The 19,770-nt window shown below is 62.6% G+C and carries 20 protein-coding genes, 1 tRNA gene and 2 pseudogenes; 14 read left to right on the plus strand and 9 right to left on the minus strand.

The genetic code is table 11. From position 1 onward, the window contains the following. A partial coding sequence (locus H7225_RS17200; RefSeq protein WP_290664048.1) for a serine dehydratase beta chain occupies nucleotides 1-285 on the minus strand: 285 nt, incomplete at its 3' end. A 250-nt stretch (nucleotides 286-535) separates the two neighbouring features. Here H7225_RS17200 and H7225_RS17205 point away from each other — a divergent pair. Then, the gene (locus H7225_RS17205) at nucleotides 536-982 is read left to right on the plus strand and encodes a diguanylate cyclase (RefSeq protein WP_290664050.1); all 447 of its coding nucleotides are present in this window, start codon (nucleotides 536-538) and stop codon (nucleotides 980-982) included. On the opposite strand, the pseudogene H7225_RS17210 reads toward H7225_RS17205, so the two are convergent. After that, nucleotides 979-1,183: pseudogene (locus H7225_RS17210) on the minus strand (hypothetical protein); the annotation flags it as partial. The gene H7225_RS17205 and the pseudogene H7225_RS17210 overlap by 4 nt on opposite strands. Before the next feature lie 124 nt (nucleotides 1,184-1,307). Here H7225_RS17210 and H7225_RS17215 point away from each other — a divergent pair. Together H7225_RS17215 and H7225_RS17220 are read left to right on the plus strand one after the other, a co-directional pair. Then, nucleotides 1,308-2,846, plus strand: coding sequence for a methyl-accepting chemotaxis protein (locus tag H7225_RS17215; protein WP_290664052.1), 1,539 nt, complete (start codon nucleotides 1,308-1,310; stop codon nucleotides 2,844-2,846). 350 nt (nucleotides 2,847-3,196) lie between these two features. Further along, nucleotides 3,197-3,835: a phosphatase PAP2 family protein gene (locus H7225_RS17220; protein ID WP_290664054.1), complete on the plus strand. Its 639-nt coding sequence runs from the start codon at nucleotides 3,197-3,199 to the stop codon at nucleotides 3,833-3,835. On the opposite strand, the gene H7225_RS17225 is transcribed toward H7225_RS17220, so the two are convergent. Continuing rightward, a complete protein-coding gene (locus H7225_RS17225; protein ID WP_290664056.1) occupies nucleotides 3,802-3,924 on the minus strand; it encodes a hypothetical protein in 123 nt (40 codons plus the stop codon). The two genes, H7225_RS17220 and H7225_RS17225, sit on opposite strands and share 34 nt — an antisense overlap. A gap of 310 nt (nucleotides 3,925-4,234) precedes the next feature. Here H7225_RS17225 and H7225_RS17230 point away from each other — a divergent pair, with 310 nt between their 5' ends. The 4 genes from H7225_RS17230 to H7225_RS17245 all read left to right on the plus strand — a co-directional run bounded on the left by H7225_RS17230 (nucleotide 4,235) and on the right by H7225_RS17245 (nucleotide 9,285). Next, the gene (locus H7225_RS17230) at nucleotides 4,235-4,525 is read left to right on the plus strand and encodes a co-chaperone GroES (RefSeq protein ID WP_290664058.1); all 291 of its coding nucleotides are present in this window, start codon (nucleotides 4,235-4,237) and stop codon (nucleotides 4,523-4,525) included. Between the two features lie 54 nt (nucleotides 4,526-4,579). Then, nucleotides 4,580-6,226, plus strand: coding sequence for a chaperonin GroEL (gene groL / locus H7225_RS17235; RefSeq protein WP_290664060.1), 1,647 nt, complete (start codon nucleotides 4,580-4,582; stop codon nucleotides 6,224-6,226). A gap of 204 nt (nucleotides 6,227-6,430) precedes the next feature. Then, the gene (locus H7225_RS17240) at nucleotides 6,431-6,970 is read left to right on the plus strand and encodes an outer membrane beta-barrel protein (RefSeq protein ID WP_290664061.1); all 540 of its coding nucleotides are present in this window, start codon (nucleotides 6,431-6,433) and stop codon (nucleotides 6,968-6,970) included. An 89-nt stretch (nucleotides 6,971-7,059) separates the two neighbouring features. Beyond that, nucleotides 7,060-9,285: a patatin-like phospholipase family protein gene (locus H7225_RS17245; protein ID WP_290664063.1), complete on the plus strand. Its 2,226-nt coding sequence runs from the start codon at nucleotides 7,060-7,062 to the stop codon at nucleotides 9,283-9,285. 9 nt (nucleotides 9,286-9,294) lie between these two features. On the opposite strand, the gene H7225_RS17250 is transcribed toward H7225_RS17245, so the two are convergent. From H7225_RS17250 to H7225_RS17260, 3 genes are read right to left on the minus strand one after another with little or no spacing between them, the layout of a single operon-like run. Continuing rightward, nucleotides 9,295-10,389, minus strand: coding sequence for a chemotaxis response regulator protein-glutamate methylesterase (locus H7225_RS17250; RefSeq protein WP_290664065.1), 1,095 nt, complete (start codon nucleotides 10,387-10,389; stop codon nucleotides 9,295-9,297). A 15-nt stretch (nucleotides 10,390-10,404) separates the two neighbouring features. Further along, nucleotides 10,405-11,115 (minus strand): chemoreceptor glutamine deamidase CheD, encoded by a 711-nt coding sequence (gene cheD, locus H7225_RS17255; RefSeq protein ID WP_290664099.1) that lies wholly within the window; start codon nucleotides 11,113-11,115, stop codon nucleotides 10,405-10,407. 13 nt (nucleotides 11,116-11,128) lie between these two features. Next, entirely contained in the window at nucleotides 11,129-11,968 is an 840-nt protein-coding gene (locus H7225_RS17260) for a CheR family methyltransferase (protein ID WP_290664067.1), read from the minus strand. A gap of 269 nt (nucleotides 11,969-12,237) precedes the next feature. On the opposite strand from H7225_RS17260, the gene H7225_RS17265 reads away from it, so the two are divergent. The 3 genes and pseudogenes from H7225_RS17265 to H7225_RS17275 all read left to right on the plus strand — a co-directional run. Beyond that, nucleotides 12,238-12,966, plus strand: a complete 729-nt coding sequence (locus tag H7225_RS17265) for a GGDEF domain-containing protein (RefSeq protein WP_290664101.1) — start codon at nucleotides 12,238-12,240, stop codon at nucleotides 12,964-12,966. An 8-nt stretch (nucleotides 12,967-12,974) separates the two neighbouring features. Beyond that, nucleotides 12,975-13,784 carry a MinD/ParA family protein gene (locus tag H7225_RS17270; protein ID WP_290664069.1) on the plus strand — a complete coding sequence of 270 codons (810 nt, stop codon included), beginning with the start codon at nucleotides 12,975-12,977 and terminating at the stop codon, nucleotides 13,782-13,784. A 17-nt stretch (nucleotides 13,785-13,801) separates the two neighbouring features. Next, nucleotides 13,802-13,951: pseudogene (locus H7225_RS17275) on the plus strand (globin); the annotation flags it as partial. Between the two features lie 8 nt (nucleotides 13,952-13,959). Here H7225_RS17275 and H7225_RS17280 read toward each other — a convergent pair. Together H7225_RS17280 and radC are read right to left on the minus strand one after the other, a co-directional pair. Continuing rightward, entirely contained in the window at nucleotides 13,960-14,697 is a 738-nt protein-coding gene (locus H7225_RS17280) for a Smr/MutS family protein (RefSeq protein ID WP_290664070.1), read from the minus strand. Nucleotides 14,698-14,735: 38 nt separating this feature from the next. Beyond that, complete coding sequence (radC, locus tag H7225_RS17285) at nucleotides 14,736-15,404, minus strand: DNA repair protein RadC (RefSeq protein ID WP_290664072.1); 669 nt, start codon at nucleotides 15,402-15,404, stop codon at nucleotides 14,736-14,738. A 91-nt stretch (nucleotides 15,405-15,495) separates the two neighbouring features. On the opposite strand from radC, the gene H7225_RS17290 reads away from it, so the two are divergent. The 4 genes from H7225_RS17290 to H7225_RS17305 all read left to right on the plus strand — a co-directional run bounded on the left by H7225_RS17290 (nucleotide 15,496) and on the right by H7225_RS17305 (nucleotide 18,459). Beyond that, nucleotides 15,496-15,960 (plus strand): FKBP-type peptidyl-prolyl cis-trans isomerase, encoded by a 465-nt coding sequence (locus H7225_RS17290; RefSeq protein ID WP_290664074.1) that lies wholly within the window; start codon nucleotides 15,496-15,498, stop codon nucleotides 15,958-15,960. Nucleotides 15,961-15,986: 26 nt separating this feature from the next. Further along, nucleotides 15,987-16,967: a 4-hydroxy-3-methylbut-2-enyl diphosphate reductase gene (gene ispH / locus H7225_RS17295; RefSeq protein ID WP_290664076.1), complete on the plus strand. Its 981-nt coding sequence runs from the start codon at nucleotides 15,987-15,989 to the stop codon at nucleotides 16,965-16,967. Nucleotides 16,968-17,006: 39 nt separating this feature from the next. Further along, nucleotides 17,007-18,305 (plus strand): serine--tRNA ligase, encoded by a 1,299-nt coding sequence (serS, locus tag H7225_RS17300; RefSeq protein ID WP_290664078.1) that lies wholly within the window; start codon nucleotides 17,007-17,009, stop codon nucleotides 18,303-18,305. Nucleotides 18,306-18,371: 66 nt separating this feature from the next. Continuing rightward, a tRNA-Ser gene (locus H7225_RS17305) sits at nucleotides 18,372-18,459 on the plus strand. A gap of 298 nt (nucleotides 18,460-18,757) precedes the next feature. Here the strand turns inward: H7225_RS17305 and H7225_RS17310 are convergent. Then, a complete protein-coding gene (locus tag H7225_RS17310) occupies nucleotides 18,758-19,666 on the minus strand; it encodes a nucleotidyl transferase AbiEii/AbiGii toxin family protein (RefSeq protein ID WP_366481720.1) in 909 nt (302 codons plus the stop codon). Nucleotides 19,667-19,770 lie beyond the last annotated feature (104 nt).

A 19,770-nucleotide genomic window follows, 5' to 3' on the forward strand; every position in this document is an offset into this window, starting at 1 on the left:
CTGCGTTTTTTGCACCTCGGCCAGCCAGCCGGGGATGGCGTCCACGTCCACCGTGTCGGGTTCATGCCCCATCAGGCCCAGCAGCACGGCCTTGTCCGAGCCGTGCCCTTGGCCCGTGGCACCCAGCGAACCGAACAATTCAGCCGTCAACCTGGCCGTGCGCGGCAGCAGGCCATCGGTTGCCAACCGCGAGGCAAACAAGCGGGCCGCGCGCATCGGGCCCACCGTGTGTGAGCTGGAGGGGCCGATGCCCACTTTGAAGAGGTCGAAGACGGAGAGGGCCATGGTTTCAGCATAGTCGTTTAGCCCTGCCCTGTGCATGTGCACAAAGCGCCGGGGGCGGCATAGCGTGTTAATTTTACTGACGCGCTGCCTTTGCCCTGCAGGCCCAAGCAGACGGCCGCCCTGACGCCTGTCAGTTGTTACGAGTACGTATCTGGCTGCAACGATGCGTTGCGGATTCAACTTGACAAAATTCTGGCCAGTGGCGGCAAGCTGGACGACGTGGTCACACGGTCCTTGTTCACGCAGTTCATTGCGGACATGGTTCCGGACACCGGACACCGGACAGCGTCTGACCGAGGGTTTGCAGCGCCTGCTCAGCGGCCTGCAAGAGTGGTTCAAGGAAAGCCAGAACCAGATCCAAGTCCTGAAGCAGGAAGTGGCGCGTGCGCGCACGGATGCCCTGGTCGATGGCCTCACGGGTTTGGCCAACCGCCGTGCCTTTGACCAGTGCCAGGACACGGCGGCTCACATTGGCGGTGAGGAATTCGCCATCGTTCTGCCATCGACACCGCTCAATGGCGCCTTCGTGGTCGCGGAAAAAATCCGCACGGCCATTGGGTCCAGCCGAATCCGCCGCGGGCAGCAGGCCTTGGCGGAGCGCGCCACCGTTTCCCCGGGCGTGGCGTGCTTGCGGCCTTACGAGACCGCCACGACGCGCGCGCACAGCACTTTACGCAACAAATCCAGGGCCGGTTAACACATTCGAAGTCCGTCAGCGGCCAACACAAAGCTGATAAAGCCAAGGAGCATGACGTCGATTTTCCGAGTTTCATTGCCCTGGTAGGCCCGGTCCATCAGCAAATGCAGTGGCCGATTCGGCGGCCTCAGGCGGCTGAGCAAAGGCATGAATTTTGGTACGCCATCCGCCTCGGGATTTGCCAAGGGCTTGTGGTGCGTTTTACGAGACCAGCAAGTGTGTGCATTCACCCCATTGTTCACGCTTTAGTCCTCGGCTGGCCTGCCGATATCGAGAAATTCGGCGAGAGCGGCCGATCTCAACCGTAACCACGCAGCTGGAAGTTATGAACAACCTCAGCTTCAAAACCCGACTGCTCGGCCTTGTTGCGGCCTTGCTGGCACTTATCACCATTTCAGCCGCCTCGACGGTCTATCGATTACACGACAGCAATGTGGTGCTTGCTTCGGTCAACCATCGTGTGGTCACGGTCAAGCAGATGAAAGAGGTCGCCGACGGCTATTTCGTCGGCTTTGTGGACACGGCGCACAAGACCCGGGACGGCCTGATGAAGCCCACGGACGGCGTGAAGACCGTGACCGACGCAAGCGGCGTGATCAAGAAGACCTGGGATACCTTTGTTGCCAGTGATCTGGGTGATGAAGAGAAGAAGTTGATCGCGGACTTGGTGCCCGCCATGAAAGCGGCCGATGCCGCTTCCGATCAATTGAAGGCGCTGCTTGTTAAGAGCGACCTGGAAGGCATTCGCTCATTCGCGGCTCATGAGATGTACCCGGCCATTGATCCCGTCGGTGATGGTCTGAGTCGACTTGTTGCGCTCGAGCTCGAGCGGGCAGAGGGTACGTACAAGCAGGCCCAGATTGAATACGAAAGTGTTCTCTGGAGCAGTGCCATCATCACCATGGTCGTTGTGATTGGCGCCGCTCTCTTTGCCTGGCAACTTGTTGCACTCATCACGCGTAGCATTGGCCGTGCGGTGACCGTGGCTGAAACCGTGGCTGCTGGCAATCTCACTTCACACATCGAAGTCACCGGCAACGACGAAACCGGCCAGCTGATGAGGGCGCTCAAGCGAATGAACGAAAGCCTTGTGACGCTGGTCGGGCAAGTGCGCAACAGTGCCGACTCCATTGCCACCGGGTCGAACCAGATTGCCATCGGCAATGCCGACCTGAGCCAACGCACTGAAGAGCAGGCGAGCAACCTTCAGAAAACGGCGGCCTCCATGGAAGAGATCACCGCCACCGTCAAGCAAAGCGCCGAGACCGCGCGCGAGGCCACACAACTCGCCGGTTCCGCTTCCACTGCGGCCACTCAGGGCGGCGTGGTGGTGGGGCTTGTGATCAGCACCATGGAAGACATCAGCGCAAGCTCAAAAAAGATTGCCGACATCATCAGCGTGATCGACGGCATCGCCTTTCAGACCAATATCCTCGCCCTGAATGCGGCGGTGGAAGCAGCACGGGCTGGCGAGCAAGGCCGCGGCTTCGCCGTGGTGGCTGGCGAAGTGCGCACCCTGGCCCAGCGCAGCGCGCAGGCAGCCAAGGAGATCAAGAGCCTGATCGCCGAAAGCGTCGAGAAGGTGGAGAACGGCTCACGCTTGGTCGTCGATGCCGGCAAGACCATGGACGGTATTGTCTCGCACGTGAAGCGCGTGAGCGTCCTCATCGGCCAGATCAGCAGCGCGAGCGTCGAGCAGAGCCAAGGCATCGGACAAATTGGCAACGCGGTGGCGCAGCTTGATCAGGTCACGCAGCAAAACGCCGCGTTGGTGGAAGAATCCGCCGCGGCGGCCGAAAGCCTCAAGCACCAAGCCATCAGCCTTGCGCAAACGGTCGCTGTGTTCAAGCTCAACGTGGCTTGAGCATGCGCTTCATTGCATGGTTTTGACGCAGCGCGGCATGCATGTGGGGCTGATGTCAACAAAAGAATCTGTCCTCGCCTGTCCCTGCTGGTGGCCACCAAATCTTCCAACTCATCCAGGCTATCGTGGGCCCCATCCACCAGGCCGTGGCCTTGGCGCAGACCGTGACTTCGCCGTGGTGGCCGCCAAAGAAATCAAAAGTCTGATCAACAGCCAGGTCGGCCACGCCGTCACGCAGTCACGCCCGACCGATGCCCTTAGCATGGCGGAATGACGTGCCCGTTTGACTTGAGCCCCAAGGTGCCCTGTTGATCTCTCCCAACCGACCGGCTTTTCGCCAACTCCGCCCAGTGGCGCTCTTGATGCTGTGCCTGGCGCTGCCCGGCTTTGTGGCCCTGGCATGGCTGGTGTCCACCCAGGGGCACCTGAGCGGGCTGGATGTTCACGCCGCCGAGTGGGCACGCCATCTGCGCTCACCGGCCCTGACGCAGGCCCTCCTCGTGATCACCCAGCTGCACTCGGTCATGGCCATCTCGATTTACACCGCGGGCCTGTCGGTTTGGTTGATGTTCAAGCGCCAGCATCGCCACTGGCTGCTGCCCTTGTGGCTGTTCGTGCCCGCCGGAGCGGCGCTCAACGTGCTGATGAAGCACGGGGTCCAGCGACCCAGGCCGACGGGGGATGACGTGCTGCTGACCTTGTCCACCTTCAGCTTTCCCAGTGGACACGCGTCGGCCACCACGCTGCTGCATGGCTTCTTGGCCCTGGTGGTGTTGACCCACGTGCCCAGGCCCTTGTGGCGTGGGGCGTTGGGCGCCGTCTCGCTGCTCATGATCGGTCTGGTGTCGTGGAGCCGGGTGTACCTGGGGGTGCATTTTTTCACCGACGTGTTGGCCGGCGTGCTGGAGGCCTTGGTGTGGATGGCGCTGTGCGTGCTGGCGCTTTCGGTGCGTGATCAGCGCGGGCCGGCCGAACGCTTGGCGGGGTAAGGCTTGGCGTTGTACAGGGCCTTGGCCATGGGGCCCACAAAGACGCGGTCTTCGCCACGCTGCACGGCCTGCACAATTCGCTCAACCACGACGCAAGGGTGGCGCCGGTTTTCTGGTGGTGCGCCTTGATCTTGTCCCTCTGCGCATCACCTGCTTCCAGCATGGCGGGCAGCGTCTTCCAAGGTTTTGTGGATGGGCGAGGGTAGACCAAGAAACTTCTGTGAACTCGAATTGCTGCCCCCTTGAAACCTGGCCAAGCATCCCTATAATAGGTTTAGCACTCGTTAGGCTTGAGTGCTAACAGCCTTCCAGGTTGTCCATTCGAGCTGTCGTAATGTGAGCATTCACTCACCTTGCAACCCATGTAAAACCCCGTTGTCTGATCAGACAGGAGATACGATGAAACTTCGTCCTTTGCACGATCGCGTGATCGTCAAGCGCTTGGAACAAGAAACCAAGACCAATTCCGGCATCATCATTCCTGACAACGCTGCTGAAAAGCCTGACCAAGGTGAAGTCTTGGCCGTCGGCCCCGGCAAGCGCAACGACAAGGGCGACTTCGTCACCCTGAACGTCAAGGTCGGTGACCGCGTTCTGTTCGGCAAATACAGCGGCCAGACCGTCAAGGTCGATGGCGACGAACTGCTTGTGATGCGCGAGGAAGACCTCTTCGCCGTGGTCGAGAAGTAATCCTTCTTCTCCCGCACATCCCCCTCATTTTTCAAGAATTTCGGAGAACTCCAAATGGCAGCTAAAGACGTCGTTTTCGGCGGTGAAGCCCGCGCTCGCATGGTCGAGGGCGTGAACATCCTGGCCAACGCGGTCAAAGTGACCCTGGGCCCCAAGGGCCGCAACGTGGTCCTCGAGCGCTCGTTCGGCGCCCCCACCGTGACCAAGGACGGTGTGTCCGTGGCCAAGGAAATCGAGCTGAAAGACAAGCTCCAGAACATGGGCGCCCAGCTCGTGAAGGAAGTGGCCTCCAAGACCTCCGACAACGCTGGTGATGGCACCACCACCGCCACCGTGCTGGCCCAAGCCATCGTGCGCGAAGGCATGAAGTACGTGGCCGCCGGCATGAACCCGATGGACCTGAAGCGCGGCATCGACAAGGCCGTGACGGCCCTGGTCGCCGAGCTCAAGAAGCAATCGCGTCCTACCACCACGTCCAAAGAGATCGCCCAAGTCGGCACCATCTCCGCCAACTCTGACAACGACGTCGGCGAAATCATCGCCAGCGCGATGGACAAGGTCGGCAAGGAAGGCGTCATCACCGTTGAAGACGGCAAGAGCCTGGCCAACGAGCTGGACGTTGTCGAAGGCATGCAGTTCGACCGCGGCTACCTGTCGCCTTACTTCATCAACAACCCCGAAAAGCAAGCTGCTTTGTTGGACAACCCTTTCGTGCTGCTGTACGACAAGAAGATCTCCAACATCCGTGACCTGCTGCCCACGCTGGAGCAAGTGGCCAAGGCTGGCCGCCCTCTGCTGATCGTCGCTGAAGAAGTTGACGGCGAAGCACTGGCCACTTTGGTGGTCAACACCATCCGCGGCATCCTGAAGGTCGTCGCTGTCAAGGCCCCTGGCTTCGGCGACCGCCGCAAGGCCATGCTGGAAGACATCGCCATCCTGACGGGCGGCAAGGTCATCGCTGAAGAAGTCGGCATGTCCCTGGACAAGGTCACTTTGGCCGACCTGGGCCAAGCCAAGCGCATCGAAGTGGGCAAGGAAAACACGATCATCATCGACGGCGCTGGCGCCGCTGGTGACATCGAAGCCCGCGTCAAGCAAGTGCGTGTTCAGATCGAAGAAGCGGCCAGCGACTACGACCGCGAGAAGCTGCAAGAACGCGTGGCCAAGCTGGCCGGCGGTGTGGCCGTCATCAAGGTCGGTGCTGCCACCGAAGTCGAGATGAAGGAAAAGAAGGCCCGCGTTGAAGACGCACTGCACGCCACGCGCGCTGCAGTCGAAGAAGGCATCGTGGCCGGTGGTGGCGTGGCTCTGCTGCGTGCCAAGCAAGCTGCAGGTGTCATCAAGGGCGACAACGCCGACCAAGACGCCGGCATCAAGCTGATCCTGCGCGCCATTGAAGAACCCCTGCGCATCATCGTCAGCAATGCTGGCGACGAAGCCAGCGTGGTCGTCAACTCGGTGTTGGCCGGTACGGGCAACTACGGCTACAACGCTGCCAATGGCACGTATGGCGACATGATCGAAATGGGCATCCTGGATCCCACCAAGGTCACGCGCACGGCCCTGCAAAACGCAGCCTCTGTGGCTTCGTTGCTGCTGACGACCGAGTGCATGATCGCTGAAGCACCGAAAGAAGAAGCCGGCGCTGGCGGCGGTGGCCACGGCATGGGTGGCATGGGCGGCATGGGCATGGACATGTAAATGTCAGCCTGAGCTTGTCTTCAAGCTCACGTCATGCAAAGGGTCGCAGTAATGCGGCCCTTTTTTCATGCGCGCCATTAACCGTTTGCGACAATTCCCACCGGAACAGGCGGTTGGCCGAATCGCCTTTGGCTGCCAGACTCCCGCGGATCAGCGATGTTGCTGTTCTTACACGATCACGGGATCTGACCAATGAAAAATTTGATGTCTGTTGCTGCTTTTTCAGCCATGACGATGTTCGCAGGTGCTGCCTCGGCCCAAGCTTATGTGGGCGGCACAGTGGGTTTCAGCAACTTCAGCGTGGATTGCCCTTTCGCCTCTAATTGCGATACGCAAGACACAGCATTCAAGATCTACGGCGGCTACACCCTGGCCCCCCACATCTCGATCGAAGCGGCCTACATTGACTTCGGCAGCACGACCATCAACGGCGGCCCATTCACACTGGGTGCCATTGACGTGTCGGCCTTCATTGTCAACGGCGCTTACCGTTGGGACTTCTCGCCCAAGTGGGCCGGCATCGCCCGCCTGGGCCTGGCCAGCGTCAGTTCCGACCCCAGCGGCATTCGGTTCATTGGCACCAGCTCCGACAGCTCCATCAATCTGTACGCCGGTTTTGGCATTGAATACGCCGTGGCCAAGAACCTGAAGATCGTTGGCGCGCTGGACCTGACTTCGTTTGAAGTCGGCGGCAGCAGTGGTTCGCTGAACTCAGTCAGCGGCGGCGTGCAATTTGCGTTCTGAGCCTGCCGCACTGACCCTGGTCCGACACCCTGCACAATGGCTGCATGAAGCAGCTGCGTGCAAGAAGAAAAACTCTCACGGGGTGTTGGATGCTGGCCTGGCTGGTGCCGCTGACGTGCGGTGCCCAGTTGGGCTCCTCCCCCGCTTCCCCCACTGAAGAAATCCGTCCCCGCATTGGCCTGGTCTTGTCCGGTGGCGGTGCGCGTGGTTTGGCCCACGTGGGCGTCCTCAAGGTGCTGGAGCGTGAGCGCATCCCCGTCGATTTCATCGCGGGCACCTCGATGGGCGCCATCGTGGGCGGCCTGTATGCCAGCGGCCTGTCTGCCGAGCAAATCGAGAGCGAGGTGCTGCGCCTGGACTGGGGCAATGTGTTCGCCAGCCGGGTAGACCGGCGCGAGTTGTCGCAGCGCCGCAAGGAGCAAGACTTCGAGGTCTCACCGCTGATCGAGGTGGGCATTGATGCCACCGGGCTCAAGGCGCCACTGGGCACGGTGTCCAGCCGGGGGCTGGAGTCGCATTTGCGGCGCATGACCTTGCCATCGCGGCAGTTCACCAACTTTGACCAGTTGCCCACGCCGTTCAGGGCCGTGGCCACCGACATGGAAACCGGCAAGCCCGTCATCCTGGGCGGCGGCGACCTGGCCACCGTGCTGCGCTCCAGCATGTCGGTGCCTGGCGTGTTTGCCCCGGTCGAGGTCGATGGGCGCATCCTGGGCGATGGCGGTTTGGTCAACAACACGCCGGTCGATGTGGCCCGCAGCATGGGCGCCCAGCGCCTGATCGTGGTCAACATCGGCACCCCCTTGTCCAAGCGCGACACGCTCAATTCCTTCACGGGCGTCACGTCGCAAATGATCAACATCCTGACCGAACAGAACGTGCAGCAAAGCCTGCGCAGCATGAAGCCGGAAGATGTGTTGATCGCGCCGACGCTGGACAACCTCACTGCCGCTGATTTTGACCGTGGCGCCGAGTTCGTGGCCCTGGGCCAGTTGCAGGCCGAAGCGCTGGTGCTGCGCATGCAAGACCTCAAGCTCAGCGAGGCCGACTACGCACGCTGGAAGGCCCGTCGTCAGCAAAAGATCACGCCCGCAGCGCCCTTGAGCTTCGTGCGCTTTGAAGGCAGCAAGCAGACCAAGCCCGAGAGCCGCGACGACATCCTGGAAACCCGGGCCGGTGACACCTTTGACATCGCCAAGGCCGAGCGCGATGCCACGCGGCTGGCGGCCACCGGTGATTACCTGCGCGCCGACTACCGCCTGGTGCGCACGCCGGAGGGCGGCGAGGGCCTGGTGTTCGACCTGGACGACAAACCCTGGGGGCCCAACTACCTGCAGATCGGCCTTGACTTCAGCGCCGACAGCCGGGGCCGCAGCCTGTTTAACCTCAAGCTGGTGCACAACCGCCATTGGCTGGACGAGCATGGCAGCGAGTGGCGCAACTTTCTGAAGGTGGGCACGTCGCCCGCCATGGGCACCGAGTGGTACCGCCCCATGGGTTGGAAGCTGCCGGATGGCTTGCGCGGCTTCGTGTCGGCCTCGGCCTCGCTGCAAAGCCGGCGCCTGTCCCTGCATGACGACCCCGAGGGGCCGTTGTCGGCCGAGCTGGAGCGCAAGCGGCGCAGCCTGACCCTCGACCTGGGCACCACCTGGCGCGAACTGGGCGAGGTGCGCCTGGGCTGGGTGGACGAGGTCTACCGCGACGACCCGGATCTTGCCCTGGCCAGTTATGCCGGCCCCATGTCACCCTTGCGCTGGACTGAGCGCGGCTGGCACCTCAGCGCCGTGTTCGATCAACTGGACCACGCCTTCTTTCCCACGCATGGCTGGCGGGTGGAGGGCAACTGGATAAAGGGGCGCAGCTTTGGCCGTGGCCTGGCCGAGACCGGCGAGGTCAACCACTTCGAGGCCCAGGCACAAGGCGCATGGTCATGGGGTGCGCACACCTTGAGCGCCTACACCCGCATCGGGCTGGCCGATGGCGCACAGCAACTCACACCACGCTATGGCCTGGGCGGGTTCCAGCAGTTGTCGGGCTATGAGCCTTTTCAGGTCAGTGGCTCGCAGATCGCGTTGTTGCGCTTGGGGTATCAACAGCGCGTGGCCAATTTGTACCTGACCCGTGGCCTGGTGGTGGGCACCAGCCTGGAAGTGGGCAACGCCTGGGACCGCCCCTCTGACCGAGGCGATGGCCGCATGCGCAAAGGCATGAGCCTGTACCTGGGCGCCGACACCGCCTTCGGGCCGGTGTACAGCGCGGTGGTCTACAGCCCGCGCGTGGGGGCGACCTTGATGATCTTCGTGGGCCGACCTTAGGCCCCCGGTTCAGACGCGGCTAAGGGCCGAACCGGCGGTGGCGCGAAAGTGGTCCATCAGGTGGCCAGTGATCTTGGTCAGCGGCAGCACCTCTTGCACCGCGCCGGCCGCGATGGCTTCGCGCGGCATGCCAAAGACCACGCAGGTGGCTTCGTCTTGAGCCACGCAATAGGCCCCCGCGTCGCGCATCTCGCGCATGGCCGTGGCGCCATCGGCGCCCATGCCGGTCAGCATGATGCCCACGGCGTTGGGGCCGACCACGCGGGCGGCTGATTTGAACAGCACTTCCACGCTGGGCTTGTGTCGGTTGACCGGGTCGCCATCCTGCACACGGGCCAGGTAGTTGGCGCCCGAGCGCTCCACGCTCAGGTGCATGCCGCCGGGCGCGATGTAGGCGTGGCCGGGCAGGATGCGTTCGCCGTCCACGGCTTCTTTCACGCTGATCTTGCACAGGCCGTCCAGGCGCGCCGCGTAATTGCGTGTGAAGCCCGGTGGCATGTGCTGGGTGATGACCACGGCGGGCGAGTCGGCCGGCAGTGTGATCAGCACCTCCTTGGTGGCTTCGGTGCCGCCGGTCGAGGCCCCGATGAAGATGATTTTTTCGGTGGACAAGTGGCCCAGGCTGGCCGACACCGGGCGGGCAACCGCCTTGGCATCATGGCCTGGGGTGCCCGCAGCGGCCGGTGCATGCAGCCGGTGGATGCGCGCCTTGGAGGCAATCCGGATCTTGTCGGTGATGTCGTCCTGCAACTGGCGCAGGCCGTCGGCCACGCCAATCTTGGGCTTGGCCACGAAGTCGATGGCGCCCAGCTCCAGCGCTTTCAAGGTGACCTCGGCACCGCGCTCGGTCAGCGTGGACACCATCACCACCGGCATGGGCCGCAGGCGCATCAGCTTGGCCAGAAAGTCGATGCCATCCATGCGTGGCATTTCCACGTCCAGCGTGATCACATCGGGGTTGAGGTTGCGGATCATCTCGCGTGCCAACAGCGGATCGGCCGCCGCGCCGATGCATTCCATGTCGGGCTGGCGGTTGATGATCTCGGTCAAGAGGCTGCGAACCAGGGCCGAATCATCGACCACCACTACTCGTGTCTTTGCCATTGTTGTACTCACTGCTCAGAAAAGATCAATCGAACCACCGGCCGCGGCAGGGACAGCGGCTTTTTGTGCAGCCAGGCGATCCTGGGCCACGATGGCATCGGGGTTGGCGGCGGCCAGGCGCTTGACCATGGCCTTGCCGCTTTGCGGAAAGAAGCAAACCTTGCGCGGATAGATGTCCATCACGTCTTTCGAGACGATGGGGATGCGCTCGGTCTTGAGGTAGTCCATCACGAAGGTGGTGTTGCGCTCGCCCACGTTCAGGCTGCTCATGCCGCTGATGACCGCGCCGCCGCCAAACACCTTGGCCTCCAGCGTCATGCGCGAGGCGCCGCGCTTGAGCATCTCGTTGATCAGCAGTTCCATCGCGAAGGAGCCGTAGCGGCCCGAGTCGCTGGTGCCGCCGCCGTTGTCGGGCAGCATGAAGTGGTTCATGCCGCCGATGCGGGCGTTGCGGTCCCACAGGCAGGTGGCGATGCACGAGCCCAGCGTGGTCATGATGATGATGTCCTCGTCGTACACGAAGTACTCGCCGGGCAGGATCTTGACGGCCTCGTTGTGAAAGTGCGCATCGTAAAAAAAGAAGGATGCTTCGCCCGGCTTGGGGACGCGCGCTTTCAGGGCGCCCAGGCGGTCCTTGCGGGCGGTGGCGGCCCCCAGGTTGGCCGCGAAGCCGGTGGTGGGGGGCGGTGTACCGGGGCGCAAGGCGCTGGAGGGAGTCGTGCTCATCATGGTGAACCCATCAAACCTTGTCGTAAACCGTCTTGCCCCGCAAGAGGAAGAGGTCACGCGATTCGGTGAAGTTTTCCGAGTGGCCCACGAACAATTTGCCCTTGGGTTTCATGACCCGATGGATGCGCTCAAGCACCTTGCGCTGGGTCGGCGCGTCAAAATAAATCATCACGTTGCGGCAGAACACGATGTCGAAGGGCTCGCCCAACTGCCACTGCTCCTGCATCAGGTTGAAAGGCTTGAACTCGACCAGGGACGCCAGCTCGGGCTTGATGCGGATTTGGCCGGCGTTGGTGGCCTTGCCCTTCAGGAAGAACTGGCGCAGGCGCTGCGGGCTCAAACCACGCGCATCAGCGTCGTAGGCCCCGCGTGAGGCGGTTGTCAGCACATTGGTGTCGATGTCGCTGGCGGTGATTTTGACGGGGGCGTGCAGGCCCACGGTCTCGGCCACCGTCATGGCCAGGGAATAGGGCTCTTCGCCGGTCGATGCGGCACAGCACCAGATGCGGGTGGGTTGCGATCCGCGCACGTTGAACCAGTCGGTCAGCACATGGAAGTGGTGCTCTTCGCGGAAAAACGAGGTCAGGTTGGTGGTCAGGCAGTTCACGAACTCCTGCCACTCTTGCTGGGCGGGCGCGCCCGAGGCACTTTCCAGCCACTGCAGGTACTGCTCAAAAGAGTTGTAGCCCGTGTCGCGCAGGCGGCGCGACAGCCGACTGTAGACCATGGCCTGTTTGCCCTCGTGCAGGCTGATGCCGGCGCGCTGGTAAATCAGCGAACGCACCCGGGAGAAATCCTTCGCGTTGAAGGAAAACTCTCGTTCAGTGACCAAACCCATGGAATCCGACATAGAACAGGCACTCTGGCTGGTTGCTTGAAATCAGCGGGCGACTCGCTTGGGCGCCCAGACTTGATATCGGCAATCAGGATGCTGGCTTGAGGATGTGGGAGGTAACAAGGTTCAAGGCGTGGAGTCGGGTCGGCAAACCGTGTCTCATTGGCCGATGGCCGCAAGGCGCCCTGATAGACTGGCGCATGGATCTCTTAGCAGGCATGGAGTCGCCCATCAATTCCGATTTCGCCCCTTTAGCCGCCCTGGAAGGCTCGTTCTGCGCGGGCATGCGGTTGGAACCGGCACTGAGCCTGCTGGCACAAGCCGGCTGGGGCTTGCCTGAAGGCTTGGCGCTGGGTTCGCAGCAGTGGCTTCAATCGGTGGTTGATGGCCTGTGCGAGATATCAAGCCGCGACGCGCTCACCGGCCTGTCCAACCGTCGCCTGTTCGAAGCCGCCATTGGCCGCGAGGTCGACCGCGTGGCCCGCATCGGCGAGCCTGCCCTGTTGCTGATGGTCGATATCGACCACTTCAAGAAAGTCAATGACACCCACGGCCACGCCGCTGGCGACGTTGTCATCCAGTCGGTGGCCGCCTCGCTGCAAGATTGCGTGCGCCCCATGGACACCGTCGCCCGCATTGGCGGCGAAGAGTTCGCCATCATCCTGCCCAATTGCCCGCCCGCCTTTGGCCAGACCGTGGCCGAACGCGTGCGCCACAAGGTGGCCACTTTGCCGGTGGAGGTGATTGGTGGGCAGCAACTGTCGATCACGATCAGCATCGGGGGGGCCTTTGCACCCCAGTGGGTGCGCTCATCGGCCACGCTGTGGTGCGAACGCGCCGACCAACAGCTCTACCGCGCCAAGACCGAAGGCCGCAACCGCACCTGCCTTGAAATGCCCCCGCTCACGGTGGTCAGCGCCGAAGAGAAAAGTTTGTTATTTGCCGGATTTGCGCAATCCGACCTCATTGCGGACTCAGGTCCCATCGACTTTGTGCCGAAAACCACGGAATGACGGTCACCATGTCCAGCCCCACTTCCACCTCTGAAACGTCCAAGCCGGTGGCCACGCCGCGCCTGGCCCGCACCCTCGCGGTCACCAGCGGCAAAGGCGGCGTCGGCAAAACCTTCGTCAGCGCCAACCTGGCCGCTGCATTGGCCCGCCAAGGGCTTCGCGTGTTGGTGCTGGACGCCGACCTGGGCCTGGCCAACCTGGACGTGATGCTCAACCTCTACCCCAAGATCACACTGCACGATGTGTTCACCGGTAAGGCCCAGCTTGAAGAAGCCATCCTGCCCGCGCCCGGCGGTTTCTCGGTGCTGCTGGCTGGCTCCGGCCTGGTTGAATACTCCCGCCTGACGCCTGAAGTGCGCGACCAACTGCAGCACATCATCGAGACCGTGTCGCCGCGCTTTGACGTGCTGATCATCGACACTGGCGCGGGCATCTCCGACGTGGTGCTCTACGCCGTGTCACTGGCCCACGAGATCATCGTGGTGGCCACGCCCGAGCCCACCTCCATGACCGACGCCTACGCCACCATCAAGGTGCTGTCCTCGCAGCAGTCGCGCGAGAACCTGCACCTGGTGGTGAACCAGGTCAGCCGTGCCGGCGAAGGCCGCGCCATCTGCAACCAGTTGCAAACGGTGGTCGACCGCTTCGTGCAGAGCCCCAGTGGGGTGACGCCCAAGCTCAATTTTTTGGGCGATGTGCCCATCGACTCCGCCGTGCGCCAGGCCATTCAGAAGCGCCAATTGCTGATGGAGCTCATGCCCGGCAGCCCAGCCGCCCAAGGCATCGTGCAGATCGCCACCAAGCTCACGCCTCGGTGACTTCAGGCGCAATACATCCGTTTTCCATCGGTATCCTGGAGCGCGATCAGTGGCTGGCCTGCATGTTCCAGGCGATGCAAGAGGTCGAGGTTGATCCCGTGTTGGCCGAGCGGCTGGAGAAATCCTTCTTCCAAACTGCCGACTGGATGCGCAACCAGGGCGTTTGAAGGCCTGCCTACTTGGCGATGGCTTTGGGCAAAGCTTTGGCTTTTTTTGGCGGGGCAGGGCTTTTGCCGCCCGGATTCAGCAGCACCACCAGGGCACCTGCGCCGCCATCATCGCCACGCGCCTGTACAAAGGCCAGCACGCGGTCGCTTTGCACCAACCAGCGGCGCACTTTGTCTTTCAGCACTGGAATCTTGCCGGGCGAACCCAGGCCCTTGCCATGCACCACGCGCACGCAGCGCCAGCCTTTGGTCTGCGCCTCGCGCAAGAACGCACCCACCCGCTCGCGGGCTTCATCGGTGCGCAATCCATGTAAATCAAGGTGACCCTGCACCGCCCACACGCCACGCCGCAACTTGCGGGTCACGTCCTGGCCGACTTCTGGGCGCCGAAAAGACAGCGACTCGTCGGTTTCCAGCAAGGTTTCCACGTCGAACTCGTCCGACAGCGATTCGCGCAGCACCGAGGCTTCATCTTGCTGGCGCAGCTTGGGGATGGGCTCGGGGCGTGTGACGCCGGACCCCACGGCGCGCCCGTTGGGGGCCATGGCGTAGACCGGCCCCACGGCGTGCTTGAACAGCTCGCGCTCCACCTCGTGGGCGCGCTGCTCGGCCTCGCGCGCGGCCCGTTCGGCCTGTTCTTGCGCGAGTTTGGCGGCCGCCTCTTTGGCGGCTTTTTTCAAAGCGCGCTTGAGGTCGGCAAAGTCGCTCAGAGGCGTGTTGGTGGAGGACTTGCGGGCTGGGCTCACGGTGCCAAGCCTACCTCAAGCCCGATGCCGCTCTTGAATCACAGCAAACCGCGCTCCGCAAACGACAAGGCACCCCCTGCGCCGACCACGAAATGGTCGAGCACCCGCACATCCACCAAGGCCAGGCTGCTCTTCAGTGTTTGCGTCAGCAACTCGTCGGCGCGCGAGGGTTCCAACACACCGGAGGGATGGTTGTGCGCCAGGATCACACTGGCCGCGTTCAGCGCCAGCGCCCGTTTCACCACCTCGCGCGGGTACACCGAGGTTTGACTCAGCGTGCCCCGGAACATCTCTTCGCAAGCGATCAAGCGTTGCTGCGAATCCAGGAACATCACCGAGAACACCTCGTGGGGCAGGGCACCGATGTGCAGGCGCAGATAGTCTTTCACCATTTGCGGTGCGGTGAACACCGGCTGCTCGCTCAATTCATGGATCATGGCGCGGCGTGCCAGCTCCATCACCGCCATCAATTCCGAACGTTTGGCCGGCCCCAAACCTTTGATGCCGGACAACTGCGCTGGCTGGGCCCGCAGCAGGCCCGACAATCCCCCCAGGTCATTCAGGACTTTTTCTGCCAGTTGCAACACGCCCAGCCCTTGCAGGCCGGTGCGCAGCAGCAGGGCCAACAGTTCTGTATCTGCCAGGGCTTGCGGCCCCATGGACAGCAATTTTTCGCGCGGCCGAAGGGCGGCGGGAAGATCTTTCATGGAAACGTTCCCTTATTTGGTGACTCAAACCTAAAATTGTCGCTTCTCCAAACTGAAAGCCCAATCCTCCTGAAGGGTGGGGCGCGCCTCCATGACCACAGCTGTGCCCACCGTCGTCCCTGGCTCCTTCCTGACCCTGCACTACCGTCTGGCAGGCCCCGATGGCGGCGACATCGTCAACACCTTCGCCGAGAAACCCGCCACGCTGTCGCTGGGGTCGGGCGAGCTGTCGCCTGCACTGGAAGCCCGCATGCTGGGCCTCCTTGAGGGCACCCGCACGGTGATCCAGCTGGACCCGGGTGAGGCCTTTGGCCCCCGCAACCCCGAGCTGGTGCAGCGCGTGGCCCTGTCGCTGCTGCGCAAGCTGGGCGACCTGAACGAAACCTGGGACGTGGGCGATGTCGTCCAGTTCCCCACGCCCGATGGCCAAGGGGCTTTTGCGGGCGTGCTGCGCGAAATGGGCCCGGCTGCTGAAGACTGGGCCGTGTTCGATTTCAACCACCCGCTGGCCGGCCAGACTGTGACGTTTGAAGTGCAGTTGATCGGCGTGCTGTGAACCCTGCCCACCCCAAGGCCCCCACCATGAGCAACCAGGTTCAAGACGTTTTGCTGGCCGAGCCGCGCGGCTTTTGCGCTGGCGTGGACCGCGCCATCGAGATCGTCGAGCGCGCGCTGGAACAATACGGCGCACCCATCTACGTGCGCCACGAGATCGTGCACAACACCTACGTGGTCAACGACCTGAAGGCCAAGGGCGCCATCTTCATCGAAGACCTCGCCGACGTGCCGCCCGGCGCCACCCTGATCTTCAGCGCCCACGGCGTCAGCCAGACCGTGCGCCACGAGGCCGATGAGCGCGGCTTCCAGGTGTTTGACGCCACCTGCCCGCTGGTCACCAAGGTGCACATCGAAGTGGCCAAGCTGCGCCGCGAGGGTTATGAGTTTGTGATGATTGGCCACAAGGGCCACCCCGAGGTTGAAGGCACCATGGGGCAACTCTCCGAAGGCATCTACCTGGTCGAAGACATCGAGGACGTGGCCACCGTGCAGGTCACCACGCCCGACAAGCTCGCCGTGGTCACGCAGACCACGCTGTCGGTGGACGATGCCGCCGCCATCCTCGAGGCCATCAAGCAGCGCTTCCCCAACATCCGCGAGCCCAAGCGGCAGGACATCTGCTACGCCACCCAGAACCGGCAGGATGCCGTCAAGGTGCTGGCGCCCAAGGTGGACGTGGTCATCGTGGTGGGCAGCCCCACCAGCTCCAACAGCAACCGCCTGCGCGAGCTGGCCGAGCGCCTGGGCACACCGGCCTACATGGTCGATTCCCCTGGGGATCTGCAAGAAGCCTGGTTCAACGGCCGCCCACGCGTGGGCCTGACGGCTGGCGCCTCCGCGCCCGACGTGCTGGTGCAGCAGGTCATCGCGCAACTCAAGGCCTTGGGCGCCGTGTCGGTGCGCCGCATGCAAGGCGTGGAAGAATCGGTGCGTTTCCCACTGCCCAAGGGCTTGGGCGGCACGGGGCTGGACCGGCCCCTGCCCACGCAGCGCACGCCTTCCTGAACCTTCATCCCATCGCTCTTTCTTCTTTACCGAACCAACATGCTTGACATCAACCTGCTGCGCAAAGACCTCGACGGCGTGCTGGCGCGCCTGGCCTTGCGCAAGAACCCTCAGCCCTTCCTGGACGAAGCCCGTTTCCGCACCCTGGAGGCCGAGCGCAAGACCATCCAGTCGCGCACCGAAGAGCTGCAATCGCAGCGCAACAGCCTGTCCAAGCAAATCGGCGCCCTCAAGGGCAAGGGTGAAGACACCTCGGCCGTGATGGCGCAAGTGGGCGGCATCGGCGATGAACTCAAGGCCAGTGCCGAGCGCCTGGAGGTGATCCAGTCCGAGCTGCAAGACCTGCTGCTGTCCCTGCCCAACCTGCCGCACGACAGCGTGCCCGTGGGCCTTGATGAATCTGGCAATGTGGAAGTGCGCCGCTGGGGCACGCCGCAAACCTACGCCTTCGCGGTGAAGGACCATGTGGACGTGGGCGGCCCGCTGGGCCTGGACTTTGAAACCGGCGCCAAGTTGTCGGGCGCCCGCTTCACCTTTTTGAAGGGGCCCATTGCCCGCCTGCACCGCGCGCTCGCCCAGTTGATGCTGGACACGCAAACGCTTGATCATGGCTACACCGAGTGCTACACGCCCTACCTGGTGCAGGCCAAGGCCCTGCAGGGCACCGGCCAGTTGCCCAAGTTCGAACAAGACCTGTTCCACGTCACCTCGGGCGATGGCGATGCCTCGGGCAGCAAGTGGTATTTAATCCCCACCTCCGAAGTCACCTTGACCAACTCGGTGGCCGACACCATCGTGCCAATCGACCAGTTGCCCATCAAGCTGACTGGCCACACGCCGTGCTTCCGCTCTGAGGCGGGCAGCGCCGGGCGCGACACGCGCGGCATGATCCGCCAGCACCAGTTTGACAAGGTCGAGATGGTGCAGATCGTGCACCCGGATGAAAGCTATGCCGCCTTGGATGCCATGGTCGGCCACGCCGAAGCCGTGCTGCAAAAGCTGGAGCTGCCCTACCGCGTGGTGTCACTGTGCACGGGCGACATGGGCTTTGGCGCGACCAAAACCTTCGACCTGGACGTGTGGCTGCCCGCGCAGAATGCCTACCGCGAGATCAGCTCGGTGTCCAACTGCGAGGCCTTCCAGGCGCGGCGCATGCAGGCGCGTTTCAAGAACGCCCAAGGCAAGAACGAGTTGGTGCACACGCTGAATGGCTCAGGCTTGGCCGTGGGTCGCGCGCTGGTGGCCGTGCTGGAGAACCACCAGCAGGCCGATGGCAGCATCCGCATCCCGGCGGCGCTGCGGCCCTACCTGGGCGGCCAGGAAGTGCTGAAAGCTTGATGCTATAATCTATGTCTTTCCAGCATTGGCTGGACGCTGACTAGACCCCAGCGAGCCCCGCATACAGGAGAGGTGGCAGAGTGGTCGAATGTACCTGATTCGAAATCAGGCGTACCGCAAGGTACCGTGGGTTCGAATCCCACCCTCTCCGCCAAGACAAAACCCTAAGTAGTTGATCTACTTAGGGTTTTTTGCTTTCTCGCCTATATTTTTCATCTCTTCTACCATTGCATCTACTTATAAACTGCACGCGAGATTGGGCTGCTGAAGCTCAGGGCAGCGAGCAGGGGAAAGCTGGAAGCGGCGCTTCGTGCTGTCGAGAGTTAAGGGAGAAGGCGCTTGGCAATCCTCAACGAAAATCAGAAGTGGGCTCAGACACAGCCAGCTTGGCAACAGCACGCCATCGCAGCGATCTATGAGCAAGCAGGGAGGTCAAGCAGTTCCCCGATGACTCATCCATTCAAAGCTTGCTCAACCTCTTCAATGCTGCTCAGCACCGCATCAAGCGTTGGCACTTCACCGAAAACCATGCCTGCCATGGCCATGTAATCTGCCCTCAGTGCTTCTCGCATGTCGGGCGATGGGGTTAGTGTGAAGGAGCCATGAGCTGACGTGGTCAAGCCCAGATCGGGGCTGCCAAAAAACAACCTGGCATGCTGCGCGCAATCGGTGGCCAGGGCACGGTTGCCCAGCCACTGACTGGCCTGTTCACGGCGCAAGAGCTGATGGACATCGTAGTAGTGGCGCGATACGCGTTGCCCGCCGTGCCGCAGGACGCCGCGCCGGTCATGCCATTGGCGCAGACCATGAAGGATGATGATCTTGTCCCAGTACGTCCGTTCTGCTTCAACGGTCACGACGTTCGGAACGACAAGGTCAAGGCGCTGCAGGTCATCGGCCACATAGGGCCTCACGGTGGCCCGGGTATGCGGGTCAAGTGCGGACTTGGCTCCGGCCTCGATCTTGACGGCGGAGCGGATGTAGTCGTTGGGCCGCGCTGTTGCGGCGGGGTACCACAGCAACAGCGTTTGCCCGTCATCATCATCCGGGTCTGCCTCTCGCCGAAAGCGTTCCTTGCCAATGACGGCGGTGGCGCATTGGGCGAGTTGGCTCAGCAAGGGGCCATTGATGTAGGCGTGGCAAGCATCTCTGATGGCATCGAGTCTTTTGCGACGCTGCTTGCCGGTCATCGCATCAAGCTCTGCCGCATCGATGGTCTGCCCGATGTCTTCTCGGAACACGGTGATGTCGATGTCTTCTGAAAAGCGGGGGATGAGGCCAAACGCTTTGGACAGCGAGGTGCCACCTTTGAACAGCAGGCGCGGGTTGGCGGGCTCAAGGCCGTTGAACAGCGCATCCAGCGTCCAGCAGACCCAGAAGTCTTTTTCGACGTTCTAAACCGGGGTACCAAGCCTGGCTGCTGGTTCGGCGAACAGCGCGCCACGGTCGGCATCGCTGGCGGAGA

The organism is Aquabacterium sp., from assembly GCF_014378415.1.
In the GTDB taxonomy this organism is placed as follows: domain Bacteria; phylum Pseudomonadota; class Gammaproteobacteria; order Burkholderiales; family Burkholderiaceae_C; genus Aquabacterium.